The sequence below is a fragment of the Pseudomonas fluorescens group sp. genome, from assembly GCF_020093335.1.
Classification (GTDB): Bacteria; Pseudomonadota; Gammaproteobacteria; order Pseudomonadales; family Pseudomonadaceae; genus Aquipseudomonas; species Aquipseudomonas petroselini.
This window is the reverse complement of sequence record NZ_JAIOKW010000010.1, coordinates 154,910-170,028: the sequence shown is the minus strand read 5'-3', so window position 1 is coordinate 170,028 and position 15,119 is coordinate 154,910. Positions and strand designations below refer to the sequence as shown.

12 protein-coding genes, 2 rRNA genes and 1 pseudogene are annotated in these 15,119 nt (G+C 59.2%); 10 read left to right on the top strand and 5 right to left on the bottom strand.

The genetic code is table 11. The features are described 5' to 3' along the window. The first annotated feature begins 2 nt into the window (after positions 1 to 2). The 4 genes and pseudogenes from rrf (K7431_RS14005) (at position 3) to K7431_RS31135 (ending at position 2,689) form a co-directional block, all read left to right on the top strand. A 5S ribosomal RNA gene (gene rrf / locus K7431_RS14005) occupies positions 3 to 118 on the top strand. 109 nt (positions 119 to 227) lie between these two features. Then, positions 228 to 343: ribosomal RNA gene (gene rrf / locus K7431_RS14000) — 5S ribosomal RNA — on the top strand. A 414-nt stretch (positions 344 to 757) separates the two neighbouring features. Continuing rightward, positions 758 to 1,786 (top strand): annotated as a pseudogene (locus K7431_RS31140) (cache domain-containing protein); the annotation flags it as partial. Between the two features lie 117 nt (positions 1,787 to 1,903). Then, positions 1,904 to 2,689: a methyl-accepting chemotaxis protein gene (locus tag K7431_RS31135; RefSeq protein ID WP_370636097.1), complete on the top strand. Its 786-nt coding sequence runs from the start codon at positions 1,904 to 1,906 to the stop codon at positions 2,687 to 2,689. Positions 2,690 to 2,728: 39 nt separating this feature from the next. On the opposite strand, the gene K7431_RS13990 is transcribed toward K7431_RS31135, so the two are convergent. The 5 genes from K7431_RS13990 to K7431_RS13970 all read right to left on the bottom strand — a co-directional run bounded on the left by K7431_RS13990 (position 2,729) and on the right by K7431_RS13970 (position 9,347). Further along, positions 2,729 to 3,187 carry an SRPBCC family protein gene (locus tag K7431_RS13990; RefSeq protein WP_012721557.1) on the bottom strand — a complete coding sequence of 153 codons (459 nt, stop codon included), beginning with the start codon at positions 3,185 to 3,187 and terminating at the stop codon, positions 2,729 to 2,731. A 19-nt stretch (positions 3,188 to 3,206) separates the two neighbouring features. Further along, positions 3,207 to 6,578 (bottom strand): amino acid adenylation domain-containing protein, encoded by a 3,372-nt coding sequence (locus K7431_RS13985; protein ID WP_012721558.1) that lies wholly within the window; start codon positions 6,576 to 6,578, stop codon positions 3,207 to 3,209. Then, complete coding sequence (locus K7431_RS13980; protein ID WP_012721559.1) at positions 6,575 to 7,522, bottom strand: diiron oxygenase; 948 nt, start codon at positions 7,520 to 7,522, stop codon at positions 6,575 to 6,577. Before K7431_RS13980 ends, K7431_RS13985 begins: the two co-directional genes overlap by 4 nt. Next, the gene (locus tag K7431_RS13975) at positions 7,509 to 8,276 is read right to left on the bottom strand and encodes a DUF3050 domain-containing protein (RefSeq protein ID WP_012721560.1); all 768 of its coding nucleotides are present in this window, start codon (positions 8,274 to 8,276) and stop codon (positions 7,509 to 7,511) included. The genes K7431_RS13980 and K7431_RS13975 overlap by 14 nt, the downstream gene beginning before the upstream one ends. 372 nt (positions 8,277 to 8,648) lie before the next feature. Continuing rightward, positions 8,649 to 9,347 (bottom strand): GntR family transcriptional regulator, encoded by a 699-nt coding sequence (locus K7431_RS13970; protein WP_012721561.1) that lies wholly within the window; start codon positions 9,345 to 9,347, stop codon positions 8,649 to 8,651. A 311-nt stretch (positions 9,348 to 9,658) separates the two neighbouring features. Here K7431_RS13970 and K7431_RS13965 point away from each other — a divergent pair, with 311 nt between their 5' ends. From K7431_RS13965 to K7431_RS13940, 6 genes are all read left to right on the top strand, one after another. Next, positions 9,659 to 10,552: a TauD/TfdA dioxygenase family protein gene (locus K7431_RS13965; RefSeq protein ID WP_012721562.1), complete on the top strand. Its 894-nt coding sequence runs from the start codon at positions 9,659 to 9,661 to the stop codon at positions 10,550 to 10,552. Between the two features lie 14 nt (positions 10,553 to 10,566). Beyond that, complete coding sequence (locus tag K7431_RS13960) at positions 10,567 to 11,592, top strand: ABC transporter substrate-binding protein (protein WP_043204612.1); 1,026 nt, start codon at positions 10,567 to 10,569, stop codon at positions 11,590 to 11,592. A gap of 1 nt (position 11,593) precedes the next feature. Next, positions 11,594 to 12,445 (top strand): ABC transporter ATP-binding protein, encoded by an 852-nt coding sequence (locus tag K7431_RS13955; RefSeq protein ID WP_012721564.1) that lies wholly within the window; start codon positions 11,594 to 11,596, stop codon positions 12,443 to 12,445. Positions 12,446 to 12,456: 11 nt separating this feature from the next. Further along, a complete protein-coding gene (locus tag K7431_RS13950; protein WP_012721565.1) occupies positions 12,457 to 13,305 on the top strand; it encodes an ABC transporter permease in 849 nt (282 codons plus the stop codon). Between the two features lie 99 nt (positions 13,306 to 13,404). Continuing rightward, the gene (locus K7431_RS13945; protein WP_012721566.1) at positions 13,405 to 14,031 is read left to right on the top strand and encodes a TonB family protein; all 627 of its coding nucleotides are present in this window, start codon (positions 13,405 to 13,407) and stop codon (positions 14,029 to 14,031) included. 52 nt (positions 14,032 to 14,083) lie between these two features. Beyond that, positions 14,084 to 15,004 carry a LysR family transcriptional regulator gene (locus K7431_RS13940; RefSeq protein WP_012721567.1) on the top strand — a complete coding sequence of 307 codons (921 nt, stop codon included), beginning with the start codon at positions 14,084 to 14,086 and terminating at the stop codon, positions 15,002 to 15,004. Positions 15,005 to 15,119 lie beyond the last annotated feature (115 nt).

The window sequence follows — 15,119 nt, the reverse complement described above, 5'->3', positions numbered from 1 at the left end:
TTCTTGACGACCATAGAGCATTGGAACCACCTGATCCCATCCCGAACTCAGTAGTGAAACGATGCATCGCCGATGGTAGTGTGGGGTTTCCCCATGTGAGAGTAGGTCATCGTCAAGATTAAATTCCAGAACCCCTGTTTGCTAACGCAAACAGGGGTTTTGTTTATGTAGAAGTCCATGAATTTAACCGGCACGTTGCTAACACAACGGTCCGGTGCACAGAATTTCTTGACGACCATAGAGCATTGGAACCACCTGATCCCATCCCGAACTCAGCAGTGAAACGATGCATCGCCGATGGTAGTGTGGGGTTTCCCCATGTGAGAGTAGGTCATCGTCAAGATTGAATTCCGAAACCCCTGTCTGCTAGCGCAGACAGGGGTTTTGTCGTTTAAGAGATGCGGCAGTTGATAGATCCCCGGTAAGCATGTTCGATTTATTCACGTCGTCAGTGATCGATTACCAGGCCATTGCATGACATGCAAAAACCTATGAGGCATCTTGATTCCGGAGCTCCTGCTCTGTTGCAGCAAGTTCACAAAGGCGCCTTGCGCGGACGTATCTGCGGCACGACCCTGGCGACTGAAAGGCTCTGCATCACCGATCCGTTATCGCCTACCACCGGTCGGTTTCTCTCGCGAAAACAGGATATACCTCACAATCCCCTAAGATTTGCCCTGCTTTGGCCGAAAGCCTGACGAGCCATGCGTGCACCGAAATAGAGCGGTCAGAGAGTCCGCCTATACCGTTACATGGAATGTTCCACTCGGCACGCTCACACCCCCATTTGGCAAAAGAAGTCGGTGAAATGAATCTTAAGTTCAGTCATAAAATTCTGTTGGCCGCGTCAGGCGTTGTGGTTCTAGCCTTCGCGTTATTCACGCTTTACAACGACTACCTGCAGCGAAGCACCATCAAGCAAAACCTGGATTCCTCCATCCAGCAATCCGGCGAGCTTACCGCCAGTAGTGTGCAGAACTGGCTCAGTGGGCGAATTCTGGTACTCGAAAGCCTGGCGCAAAATATTGCCCACCAGGGCACTGGCGCAGACCTCCCGGGCTTGGTCGATCAACCTGCCCTCACAGCAAATTTCCAGTTCACCTATGTCGGCCAAACCAACGGTGTGTTCACCCAGCGTCCAGATGCGAAGATGCCTGATGGCTACGACCCCCGTCAGCGTCCTTGGTACAAGCAAGCTGTAGCCACTGATAAAACCATGCTCACCCCGCCTTACATGGCCGCAGTGGGTGGGCAGATCGTGACCATCGCGATGCCGGTGAAAAAGAACGGTGAACTGCTGGGTGTCGTCGGTGGTGACCTGAGCCTGCAAACCCTGGTGAAGATCATCAACTCTGTGGATTTCGGCGGCATCGGCCATGCGTTTCTGGTCAGCGGCGATGGCCAGGTCATCGTCAGTCCTGACCAGGACCAGGTGATGAAGAACCTTAAGGACATCTATCCAGGCTCCCCTGTGCGTATCGAGAAGGTCAGTCAGGATGTCGTCCTCAATGGCCAGGATCGTATTTTGTCGTTCACCCCGATCAGTGGCCTGCCAGATGCGGATTGGTACATTGGTCTGTCGATCGATAAAGACAAGGCCTACGCACCGCTGGGTAAATTCCGTACATCAGCGTTGATTGCCATGTTAATTGCGGTGGTGGCGATCGCAGTGCTCTTGAGCCTGCTGATCCAAGTACTGCTGCGGCCTCTGACCACTATGGGCGTTGCCATGCAGGACATCGCTCAGGGTGAGGGCGACCTGACCCGTCGCCTGGACGTCACCAGCAAGGACGAGTTTGGCGAGGTAGGCAGTGCATTCAATCAATTCGTAGAGCGTATCCACGCCTCCATCTCCGAAGTGTCTTCAGCAACACGCCAGGTGCATGACTTGTCCCAGCGCGTAATGGCATCGTCCAACGCCTCGATCATCGGTTCCGACGAGCAGAGCGCGCGCACTAACAGCGTGGCTGCCGCGATCAACGAGCTGGGCGCAGCCACTCAGGAAATCGCGCGTAATGCTGCCGACGCCTCGCAGCACGCGAGCGGTGCCAGTGAGCAGGCTGACGATGGGCGCAAAGTGGTGGAGCAAACCATTTTGGCGATGTCGGAACTGTCGCAAAAGATCAGCCTGTCCTGCACGCAGATTGAAACCCTGAATGCCAGCACCGACAACATCGGTCACATTCTTGATGTCATCAAAGGCATCTCCCAGCAGACCAACCTGCTTGCGCTCAACGCCGCGATCGAGGCTGCCCGTGCCGGGGAGGCTGGCCGCGGGTTTGCCGTGGTCGCTGATGAAGTGCGTAACCTGGCGCACCGTACGCAGGAGTCGGCTGAAGAAATCCACAAAATGATCACCTCGTTGCAAGTGGGTTCGCGTGAAGCGGTGAGCACGATGAACGCCAGCCAGACCTCCAGCGAAGAAAGTGTCCAGGTGGCCAACCAGGCGGGTGAGCGGCTGATCAGCGTGACGAAGAGGATCGTTGAAATCGATGGCATGAACCAATCGGTCGCTGCCGCCACCGAAGAGCAGACTGCAGTAGTGGAAACACTCAATGTCGACATCAATCAGATCAACCTGCTGAACCAGCAAGGCGTGACCAATCTCAACGAAACATTGAAGGACTGCGACGCGCTATCCCAGCAGGCCAGCCGCTTGAAACAGCTGGTCGACAGTTTCAAGATCTGACGGTGATTGAACAGGAGCGAGCCCTCTCGCTCCTGCTCCTCAACCCAGCATATGGCGCACATTTCCCAAAGCGTTGTCGGCGAATGTTTGTACAAACTGTTCAAACTCCGCCTGCGCCATTTCTGCTGGCTCGCCGATCAGCGTCCAGGTCGCCCTTGAACCGCTTGAACCGAGTGCTTCCACGCGCATCGCCGCCCACAATCGAGCTACGCCCAGCGTGTTATAGATCGTTGTCCAGGTCATGCTCATGGCATCTTCGTCCCGGCTATTGAGTTGCTCCACGACGCGATGACCATCGTGGAAAAACTTGGTGCGCAAAGCGCCCACGCCGTCCCCCGTCATTTCGATGTGCGACAGGGCCGGAATAAAGGCATCAAAGCCTGCAAAGTGACCCACCACCCCCCACAGTCGCATGGCCTCGCAGTTGACCACGACAGAGGCCACCACCGGCATGCCAGTTGGGTTGTGAATCAATGTATCGGGTTGCAGCGGTTTCATGAGGTTGTCCTTAATCCGTTCAAAGAAAGCCGATAGCCTTGAGGTAGTCGCAGCCCCTTTGCAGCAGCGACGCGCTCTTTTCGGGGTAGTGGGTGCCCATTGCTTCCACTGCCCGACGTGCGTTGTTGCAGTGGATCATTGAGGTGTCGCCAATGTCGTCCCCCAGCCCGTCCAGATAAAAGCCCAGTACGCCAAACAGCGCGTTTTCGCGGCTTACCGTGCGCAGCGCCCTTTGCCAGTGCGCGACACTGACGCGCTCGAATTCGTAGCCCGCCCGGCTGAATGCATCCAAATATTGATCCCAGCTCAAAGGCTGTGGGTTATGCAGGTTGAAGACGTTTCGCCTCGCTTCAAAATGGCCGCAGTGGAACGCGAGAAACCGAGCAAAAAAATCCACAGGCATCAGGTCGAAGTTCACTTCCAAACGGGGCACCAAGCCCAATTGCAGCGAGCCTTTTAGCATCAGCATCAGGCGATTTTTCTGCGGCTGACACACACCGCTCCGGCTGTTGAAACTGATGTTTCCCGGGCGGTGAATGTTCACCCAGGAACCTTGCTTGACCGCGCGCCCCAGCCAGCGCTCAGCGACCCACTTGGACAAGTTGTAGCCATTTTTGATGTAGATCGGCAGGGTCTGCGCGGCCGGGGTTTCGAGGACGTGGCCATGTGCGTCGGTGTCGCTGCAGGCGGACAAGGTCGAGATGAAATTGAGCACTTTCTTGCAGTGGGTCTCACACAAGCGCAGGCATTCCAGCAGGGGGGCGACGTTGTCCTTTACCAACGAGGCGTAGTCCATCACGTGATTGACCCGCGCGGCGTTGTGCACGAGCACACCGTAGTCCCGTGTAAGGTGCTCATACGTATCGCAAGCCAAGCCCAGGCGTGGTTGGCTGATATCCGCGGCATAGACCTGCACCCGGTTCAAGTCCAAGTGTTCAAGACGGTGTTCGCGCAACGCCTGAGCGAATCGCGTGTTTGCGGCTTGTCCCGGCAGCTCCCGCACCAGGCACGCCACGTGGGTTGCACCATTGGCCAACAGCGCCTCGACGATATGCACACCGATAAAACTGTTTGCGCCTGTCACGATCACTTTGTTGCGATCACCGACGCGCTCTACAGGCAGTACCTGAACAACGTCTTCCCTCTGTGCATCCTGAAGTGCCTGGCCGAAAGCTGCTTCAGGCAGCGCCCCATCCTCGATCAGCAGCGCAAGCGTGCGAATCGTTGGTGCTTCAAAGAAGCGGTTCAACGGCAGGCTGCGGCCAAACTGCTCGCGGATACGCAGCAACAACATCGACAACAACATGGAGTGGCCGCCGAGATTGAAGAAGCTGTCATCAATTGACAGCTCGCCCACTGGCAAGCGCAACAACTCACGCCATAACGCCACCAGTTGCCTGTGAAGGGCCGTTTGCGCAGCCTGCCCGGCGCTATTCAACGTGGGGTGGGCCGGCAACGCCAGCAAGGCCAGACGGTCGACCTTGCCGTTACTGGAGCAAGGCAGGCTGGGTAGCTCGGCCCACAGGTCGGGCTGCAGGTAATCAGGCAGCCACTGCCGTGCATGCTGTTTCAAGCCGGCTAGCGTGGCGCCAGGCTCCGGTTGGGCGACGACACCACGAATCTTGCGTTCACTATCAATGACCACCGCCACCTGGCGATACAGTCGACTGTCGCGCAGGCACTGTTCGATTTCCTGAGGCGCGACCCGGATTCCGCGAATCTTCACCTGCGCATCGCGCCTGCCGCCCAGCTCGATACCCTCGGCAGTCCACTTCGCAAGGTCGCCACTGCGATAGGCCCGCAGGGGCTTGCCACCCGGCAGGGTCAGCGTCATGAAAGGGTCGTCGGGCAACTGCGCTGCATTTAAATACCCCAGGCCTACCCCAGGGCCGACGATGTACAGCTCGCCCATCACCTGCTCGTCCACCGGTTGCAGGTTATCGTCGAGGATCAGCACTTGGCTGTTGGCGATGGGGCGGCCCAGGTTGCGATTGCCATCCCCGGCTTGCAGGATCCGATGGGTGACCAGTACCGTCGCTTCGGTGGGACCGTAGAGGTTGTGCAGGTGGCAATGGCCTGCCAAGCGTTCGATCACATAAGGCTCGCAGGCATCGCCGCCGGTCAACAGATGCGTCAGGCCCAAGGGTTTATCAAGCGGCAGGAGGCTGAGCAGCGCCGGCGGCAAGAACGCATGGGTGATGCGCTGTTGCCGAATCAGCTCGACCAATTGCTGCGGATCGCGCCGTTGCGTCTCGCTGGGGATGATCAACTCCGCGCCGGCGATCAGGCTGGGGAAAATGTCCATCAGCGATGCATCGAAATTCACCGAGGCGAACTGCAGCACACGACTCCGTTCACTCAGCGCCATTTGGCTGGCAAACCAAGCGCTGAAATGGGCGAGATTGTCCTGGCCGAGCAGTACACCCTTGGGCCGTCCCGTGGTGCCTGAGGTGAAGAGCGCCATGCAAGGTGCTTCAAGGTCGATGCAAGGAGGCCGCAATGGTCGTGCAGTGTCTGGCGCGCCGAGATTGCCAACGTCCAGCGAAACGAAGTGCTCACGCAATGGATGGCTGCCGTCATCCAGCAATACGCGGGCGCCTGCACTTTCCAGCATGGCCTGCTGGCGTTGTGATGGGTGGTCGGGCGCCAGCGGCAGGTACACCGCGCCGCAGCCGAGCACTGCGAGAATACTGGCGTACAACGCGATGGATTTTTCCAGGCAAACACCGACTACGGCGGGTGCCTCAATGCCCTCCAGTAGCCGTTCCAGCCGCTGCTGGATGGCGAGCACCTGAGTCTGCAGTTGCCGGTAAGTCGTCACATTGCCCGCAATGTTCAGGGCAGGTCTCTCGGCGAAGGTGAGAAGGCTGGCCTGCAATCGCTCGATCACCGGCACCCGGGCTGCCTGCCACACGGCCGGGTCCGCCGTGCGATTAAACCGATGCAGAAACGCCACCGCTTCCAGCCCCTGCATGCCTTGCTCAGGCCAGGCATTGGCGCAGGCCTCTGGGGGCAAATACTCAGGGTCACGTGCAACACGACTGATGTGCAAGGCAACCCATTCCGCCAGCACCCGGGTTGCGTGCAAACGCAGTCGCTGGCCGTTCCCACTGGGCTCTTCGGCAAGGTCCAGCGCGGCAAGCAGGCGCCTGTTGCGGTCATAGCCGCGCAACTGTACGGCGGGCAGCCCGTATTCAGTCAGAGCGCCGATGCCCACGCGCAAGCTGATGCGGGAGGCTTCGGACAAGCGCCGGGGTACTGGCTGGCTCCCGTCTTCGATCACCCAGTCGGCGGCCTCATCACCAGACCGATGGCCGTACTGCTCCAGCACGTGCTTCACGCTCTCCAGGGCTTGGCTGACACCGACCCATCCAATGGTCAGGCATCTCATGCCGCTCTCCCGGCCAGGGGCAAATAGTCACTCAATGCCTGTGTCACGCTGGGTGTCTGCAGCAAGCCGCTACGCTGCAGAAAACCTGTGATGTTACCGATCAGTGGGTGTTGTCGGGTGATGGGGAAATCCAGCGCGTTTACTTCTCGCGTCAGCGCCTGACGGATGTTGGGGTCCACGTCCAGACGTTCGATCAGTTGCAGGTCGAAGGACTTCTGCAGGTCGTTGGTCAGGTAGTGGCTCAAGAATGTTGGCAGCACGTCGGCGATGCTGTCGCGATCCTCCGGGCTCGCCGCTTGCCAGTAGAGGCGTACCAGGCGTGTCCAGAATTGCGCATGACGCCCTTCGTCAGAGAGATGATCGGCCATCATGCCGCGGACCGACGACTTGACGCTGTCGTCCTTGGCGAAGGCGGCGACGTCATGGGTCACCGTGTTTTCGGCGATGGCCACGCCAATCAACTCAACCGCGTCACGCAGGTGTGCCGGGGCCTGCGCCTGTGCTGCCGGCAGGGCGCGACTGAGCTCGATTTGTGCCGGCAGTTCGAGCGGTTCTATACCGGTCATTGCCACCGTCTGTTGCAGGAAATCCAGCGCGACCAGGGCATGGTAATCCTCGTCCACCACGATGGTCATTGCGTCGTAGCGACAGGCGAGGGGGAAGGTGATGGCGAAGCGGTTCTTGGCAATGCGGCGGGCGGTCTTGTCGACGATCTCGGTTTCGAAAATCACTACGTCATTGATGAATTTATAGAAGCTTTGCACCAGCACAAAATCGCGCCATTGCGAGCAGTGCTCGAGAAACGTCGCGCCCACTACCAGTGGCTGGCGACACAATGGATAGATCAGATTGCCGTCGTTTTCCAGCACGCGGCGAGGACGTGTGCGAATGGTTGCACGGCACTCCCAATCCTCAGCGATGGAGCGATAGTCAGCGGTATTCATGGATGCCCCCTTGCAACGAGGCACGCACCGAGTCCCAGAAGGTGATGCGGTTTTCCACCGCGTTGAGTGCAGCGCCCGCAACTTCTTCTTTGCGGCACGCGTCGGCGCCAATCAGGCGTTGCAGTAACTGTTGCGCCGCTGGCTCATGGCCCTGGGTATCCAATTCGATGTGACGGTTCAGGTAGTGGCCCAGGATAGGCGCCTGTTGATTGATGATCCCGTTACCTTGCAACAGACGTTCGAACATGGCCGGGATTACACTCTCACGGCCGTGCAGGAACGCTGCGGCGACACAATGGGTCGGGGCATTTAACGCGATAAGCAACGTGTCCTCGACGAAGCGGGACACGCCTTGCGGTACATCGATCTGTTGCAAGGCTGCGTGGGCCTCGATGCCTCCGCGTTGCAGCGTAATAAAGGCATCGATGGCGGCGGTGCTGGCGCCCACTTCGACCATTGCTTCACGGTACAGCTCGAAGTGGCTGCTATAGCCTCGCTCAGGATGCTCGTCGGACTCCTCACCCAGCACGATCTCGTTGATCAATCGGGCAGCGTGTGGATCGGTCGGGGGAAGCCAGGGTAGCCGCGTGCACGTCAGGTCCTGTTGCAGGCGTTTGGTGAGGGTCATGAAGTCCCATACCGCAAATACGTGGCTCTCCATGAAAAGTTGTAACTTACCCAGTGAAGTTATTTCATCAAATAACAGATGGCTGCATAACAGCTGTTTTTTTTGCTCAAGCAAAGTTTGATACATGGTTGATGCCTATAAGTTGTCGCGACTGCTCGTGAAGCAGTGATGGCTTTTGCAGCCGGAAGTAGACAAGTAGCGTTCAGTCAGGCCACGCGCAAGGCGCGCCATAGGCCTGGATGGATACGGACAGTTGAAAAGTTTAATGTTCAGCGGAAGATAATAAGCTGATTAAACGTTTGGGTGAGCTTATAAGTGCACTGGATGTTTTTTCGAGAAGTTACATGTGGTGTGTAAGGTGCGTTTTAAAGGTGGGAAGTTTCTTGGGTAGAAGCAGGTTTAGTTTAATCAAGTTGTTTTAATCACGTCATCTTGACGCGGCGCTCTCCTTGAGGGGGGAGCCCCGCAACGCAGGGGGGCGAGCGTTGCGGTGGAAACCTATCTGTCGGCTTCTTCAAGGCCATTGAGATAGTTCGCGATGACTTCCATGCCGCGCGTCAGGTGATTGCGCAATGCCAGGATGCTTTCGTCGAGCTTCTTCTGCGCCACCAGGTTCAGCAGTTCACGGTGATCTTCCTGGGATGTCTCGCCCAGCCCCATCGCTTCAAGGTTGAAGCGCAAAAAGCGCTCCTCTTCATTCAAACCGTGTTCGACCAGCTTGAGCAGCCGCTGGTTAGGAGCCTTGCCATACAGGACCATGTGAAACAGTCGATTCAGGCGGCCAATCTCGGTGTAGTCTTTCTCCCGTTCCAAGGCATCGATGTAGGTATTCGCCTCGGCAATATCGGCGGCGGTCAGCAACGGGGTCGACAAGCGCAGCGCTTCCGACTCCAGAAGAATGCGCAAGGCATAGGTCTCAGCCGAGTTGTCCTCAATCAGCGGCGCAACCACTGCGCCCTTGTGCGTCACCACATGCAGCAATGACTGTGCCTCCAACTGGCGCAAGGCTTCGCGGACTGGCATGCGGCTGACCCCGAACAGGCTGGCCAGCTCTTGCTGGCGCATGGCGGTACCACACGGCAACCGGCCATCGAGAATGGCGTTACGCAAGGTTTCTTCAATTACGGAGCGGGCAAGGTGGGCGGGAATCGGCCCGCTGATCTTGATGCTGTTCAAAGGGTTCGGCTTCTGCGTCACGGCTACGCTATCCTCCTTATTAGAATGAGTGTGGCTAATTGGATCCAATGCACACTAGAGACTGCCTGCCGGGTTGTCAAACGGGCAAGGTTTTCGGCTTGTAAGCGGCTAAACACGCGGTTCTTGGCGCCCACACAGCGTTTCTACGGCGTCTTACAGCTGAACGTTTCGCTTCGCTGATTTATGCCATCCCCGCCGCCGAAAGCGCCTTTTCGCCGGAACATTCCTGTCTATAGATATTCATTATCGGTATTTAAAATGCCGCTCTTATATCTATAAAGTCACTCTCCTGTCTGACCGGGAGTGAACTCATGTCCGCCGCCTCTACTGTTCCAACAGCGATCCCTACCCACCAAACCTTCGAGATTCGCCCACTTCCCGGCAGTGTCGGTGCCGAGATCATTGGCCTGGACTTGACCCGTGCGATCAACGACAAAGATTTCGCGCGCATCCACCGCGCACATCTGGACCATCATGTCGTGGTCTTCCGTGACCAACGCATCACCCCCGAGCAACAGATCGCCTTCAGCCGTCGCTTTGGCGTGCTGCAGATCCATGTGCTCAAACAGTTCCTGTTGGCCAACCATCCGGAAATCCTGATCGTCTCCAACATCATCGAAAACGGCCAGTCCATCGGCCTGGGGGACGCGGGCAAATTCTGGCATTCGGACCTGTCCTATAAAGAACTGCCGAGCCTGGGCTCGATGCTGCACGCTCAGGAGCTGCCCTCTGAAGGCGGCGACACCTTGTTCGCCGATATGCACAAAGCCTGGGACCAATTGCCCGAGCACTTGCGCAACGCCGTCGAAGGTCGCAGTGCCGCCCACTCCTACACCGCGCGCTACAGCGAAACCAAATTCGAAGGCAACTGGCGCCCCACGTTGACCCCTGAGCAGCTTGCCCAGGTGGCGGAAGTCGTGCACCCCATCGTGCGCACTCACCCGGAAAACGGCCGCAAAGCGCTGTTTGTCAGTGAAGGTTTCACCACCCGCATCGTCGGCCTGCCGGAGGACGAAAGCCGCGACCTGCTGGCCCAACTCTATGCGCACAGCGTGTTGCCGCAAAACATCTACCGCCACCAGTGGCAGCCCCACGATCTGGTGTTCTGGGACAACCGTTCGCTGATCCACCTGGCTGCCGGTTGCCCGAGCCATCTGCGCCGCAAGCTGTTTCGTACCACCATCCAGGGCGACGCGCCTTTCTGATTCGGAGCATGACCATGTCCAGGAACATTCCATTTGCACGGCTGGCCGCGACCGTCGGCCTGGGTATCAGCCTGCTGGCCGGCAGCCTGGTCGCGCCAGCGGCCGCGCAGGCCGAAGGCGAGATTCGCATTGCTGAGCAGTTCGGCATCGTCTACCTGTTACTCAACGTGGTACGCGACCAGAACCTGATCGAGAAATACGGCAAGCAGGAAGGCATCGACATCAAGGTGGACTGGACTCAGCTGTCTGGCGGCGCGGCAGTCAACGACGCACTGCTCTCCGGTTCCATCGATATTGCCGGTGCCGGTGTCGGCCCGTTGCTGACCATCTGGGATCGCACCCACGGCAAGCAGAACGTCAAGGCCGTCGCTTCCCTGGGCAACTTCCCGTACTACCTGGTCAGCAACAACCCCAAGGTCAAGACCATCGCCGATTTCACCGAGAAAGATCGCATTGCCGTACCGGCGGTGGGCGTGTCGGTGCAGTCGCGTTTCCTGCAATACGCGGCGGCCAAACAATGGGGTGACAAGGAATTCAACCGCCTCGACAAGTACACCGTTGCCGTCCCGCACCCGGATGCCACCGCCGCGCTGATCGCAGGCGGCACCGAGCTCACCGGGCACTTTTCCAACCCACCGTTCCAAGACCAGGCCCTGGCCAACCCGAACGTGCACGTGGTGCTGAACACCTACGACCTGCTCGGCCCGAACTCGCCGACGGTGCTGTTCGCCACCGAGAAATTTCGCAACGACAACCCGAAAACCTACAAGGCGTTCGTCGAGGCATTGACCGAAGCCGCGCAGTTCGCCCAGAACGACAAAGGCGCAGCGGCGGACACCTACATCCGTGTCACCAACGCCAAGATCGACCGCGCCGAGTTGCTGAAAATCATCGACAACCCGCAGTTCGAATTCAGCGTCACGCCGAAAAACACCTACCCGCTGGCGGAATTCCTCTACCGCGTTGGCGCCATCAAGAACAAGCCTGAATCGTGGAAGGACTATTTCTTCCAGGACGCCAAGCCCCTGCAAGGAAGTTGAGATGAACGCGCCTTTGCAAGGCCACGCGGCCAGCAACCTGCACACCACCGGCCCGCTGCTGGCGGTGGATAACGTCAGCCTGGAATACCGCACCCCCGAGCGCGTGGTGCGGGCCACCCACCAGGTGAGTTTCGAGATCGACCCGGCCGATCGCTACGTGCTGCTCGGCCCTTCGGGCTGCGGTAAGTCCACCTTGCTCAAATCCATCGCCGGGTTTATCAAACCCTGCGAAGGCGAGATCCGCTTGCTGGGCCAGAAGGTCGAGCAACCAGGCCCGGACCGTATCGTGGTGTTCCAGGAATTCGACCAGTTGCCGCCGTGGAAGACCGTCAAACAGAACGTGATGTTTCCGCTGCTGGCCTCGAAAACCTTGAAGCGCGCCGAAGCCGAAGAACGCGCGCTGCACTACCTCGACAAAGTCGGCCTCACCGCCTTTGCCGATGCCTACCCGCACACCCTTTCCGGCGGTATGAAAGCCCGCGTCGCCATCGCCCGTGCCCTGGCCATGCAGCCGAAAATCCTGTTGATGGACGAACCCTTCGCCGCCCTCGACGCGCTGACCCGGCGCAAGATGCAGGAAGAGTTGCTGCTGCTCTGGGAAGAAGTGCGTTTCACGCTGCTGTTCGTCACCCACTCCATTGAGGAAGCGCTGGTGGTGGGTAATCGCATCCTGTTGCTGTCGCCTCACCCGGGACGCGTGCGCGCGGAAATCCACAGCCATCAATACGACCTGCACAGCCTCGGTGGCGTGGAGTTCCAGGCGTCGGCACGGCGCATTCATCGCCTGCTGTTCGATGAAGCGCCCGAGGCCGAACGCGAGTTGGGTTTCGCCGATATCCGCATCGCTTACTGAAGGGACAACCCATGCGCCAGGAATACGAAATCACCCTCGAGCCGTTGCTCAGTGTCCCAGTGGAACGCGAGCTGCCGCTGCGTCAACGTTTGTGGCAACAAGGCTGGCTGCGCAAGGGCCTGATCCTGATCGTGCTCGCGATCCTCTGGGAAGCCGTTGCGCGTTATCAGAACAACGACCTGCTGTTGCCGAGCTTCTTGCAGACCTTTCACGCACTGTACGACGGGCTGCTCAGCGGTGAATTGCTCAGCAAAGTCAGCATTTCGCTGGTGGTGCTGATCAAGGGTTACCTGATCGGCATTGTGCTGGCGTTTGCCCTGACCACCTTGGCGGTATCGACCCAACTGGGCCGTGATCTGCTGAGCACCCTGACCTCGATGTTCAACCCGCTGCCGGCGATTGCCTTGCTGCCGCTGGCGCTGCTGTGGTTTGGCCTGGGGCAGAACAGCCTGATCTTCGTGCTGGTGCATTCGGTGCTGTGGGCGTTGGCGCTCAACACCTATTCGGGGTTCCTCGGCGTGTCCGAAACCCTGCGCATGGCTGGCCGCAATTACGGCCTCAAGGGCATGCGTTTTGTGCTGTTCATCCTCATCCCGGCGGCGCTGCCGTCGATCCTCGCGGGCCTCAAGATTGGCTGGGCATTTGCCTGGCGCACGCTGATCGCGGCCGAACTGGTATTCGGCGCCACCAGCGGCAAGGGTGGCCTGGGGTGGTACATCTTCCAGAACCGCAACGAGCTGTATACCGACAAGGTGTTTGCCGGGCTGGCGGTGGTGATCCTGATCGGCCTGCTTGTGGAAAATCTGGTGTTTGACACGTTCGAGCGCCTGACCGTGAAGCGCTGGGGCATGCAGCGCTAAACAGGAATGATTGCTCTTTGTCCGCCGTGAACCCGATAATGCCGGCCAAATCTGACGTCGCCCTGGCGTCAGGTGTGCCCGGTAAAAGGATTTACGACGATGCGGTTTTTTGTTTTGGCGGCGGCTTTGTGTTTGTCGACTTCGGTTCTGGCGGAATTCGTGCCTGAAGTGGTCACCATGCCCAAGCCGCTGTACCCCAGCCACCTGATAGCCACCCAGGGGCACGCACGCATCAGCCTGAACATTCATAACGACGGTACGGTCAGCGACGTCAAAGCGCTCAGCGCCACCAAGCCGGCGTTTGGTGAAGCCGCCGTGGCGGCGGCCACGCTATGGCGGTTCAAGCCCTGGACGGTAGAGGCCGATCGGCCCGCAGTGCTCGAGGCGCAAAACGATATGGTGTTCACACCCGAACCGGTGAAAAAGGAAACCACTCAACTGACCTTTACCCAGACCACCTACCAATCCTGCAGCACGCTGACCGAAGAAGTCAGCCAGTTCCGTCGCGAACATCCCACGCGCCCCTTGATCGCAATGAAGAGCTTTGCCATTACCCGCGTCGCGGTGATGTTCCCGGCGCTGAGCGGTAAGAGCGACTACAACGAAGGCCTGACTCGCGCCGACGAACTGGAAAATGCCCTGCCGGACATCGTGCGCAAATGCCAGGCCCATCCCAAAGCCGCCTTTGCGGACTACCTGCCCCGCAACGTGAAGCCTTACCTGTAAAGCCTGCTACGATTGCGCTCAATTCACGCCCCGTTGATCACGAGTGCTTGGCATGCAACTACCGGACATGAACCTGCTGGTCGCCCTCGACGCCTTGCTCGACGAGGGCAGTGTGGTTGGCGCCGCGCGCCGCATGAACCTCAGCCCGGCGGCCATGAGCCGCACCCTGACGCGTATTCGCGAAGCGGTGGGCGACCCGATCCTGGTGCGCGCCGGTCGCGGCCTGGTGCCCACGCCTAAGGCGCTGCAGCTGCAAGGCCAGGTGCGCAACGTCGTTGAGCAGGCGGCGCTGCTGTTCCGCTCGGCGGACCAGGTGGATCTGAGCACCTTGCGCCGCCGCTTCAGCGTGCGCGCCAATGACTTCTTTATCGGCGTATACGGCGGGCGGCTGTTCGACACCATGGAGCGCCTGGCGCCCCTGTGCGAGCTGTGCTTCGTGCCCGAAGGCGACACCGATGACGAGGCCCTGCGCGAAGGGCGCCTGGATTTACGCGTGAGCAACACCATGCCGGCCAGCCCCGAGGTGAAGGTGCAGAACCTGTTCTCCACCACCTTCGTCGGCCTGGCGCGGGAAGACCACCCGTTGTTCGACGAAGAAATCACCGCCGCACGTTTCGCCAGTTATTCCCATATCAGCATCTCGCGGCGCGGCATCGCACGGGGGCCGATCGATACCGCGCTGAATGCCCAGGGCCTGGAGCGCCGCGTGGCGATGATCGCCCCAGGCTTTCACGGCGCGATGTTCATGCTGCCCGACTCCGACCTGATCCTGCCGGTGCCTAAGGAGGCGCTGTTGAGTGCCAATCGCCTGAAGCTGCCACTGCGCGCGTTCGCCCTGCCTATCTCGCTGCCGACGCTGGTATTGGCCCAATCCTGGCACCCGCGATTCGACAAAGACCCCGCCCACAAATGGCTGCGCGAAACCCTGCGCGAGAGCTGCCACGCCACGTGGCTCGAAGCCCAGCCGGCCTGAAGTGAACTCGGTGAATGTGGGAGCTGGCTTGCCTGCGATTGCGGTCTGACTGTTCCAAATGGATCACTGACCCACCGCTATCGCCGGCAAGCCAGCTCCCACAGAGGTTGGTGTT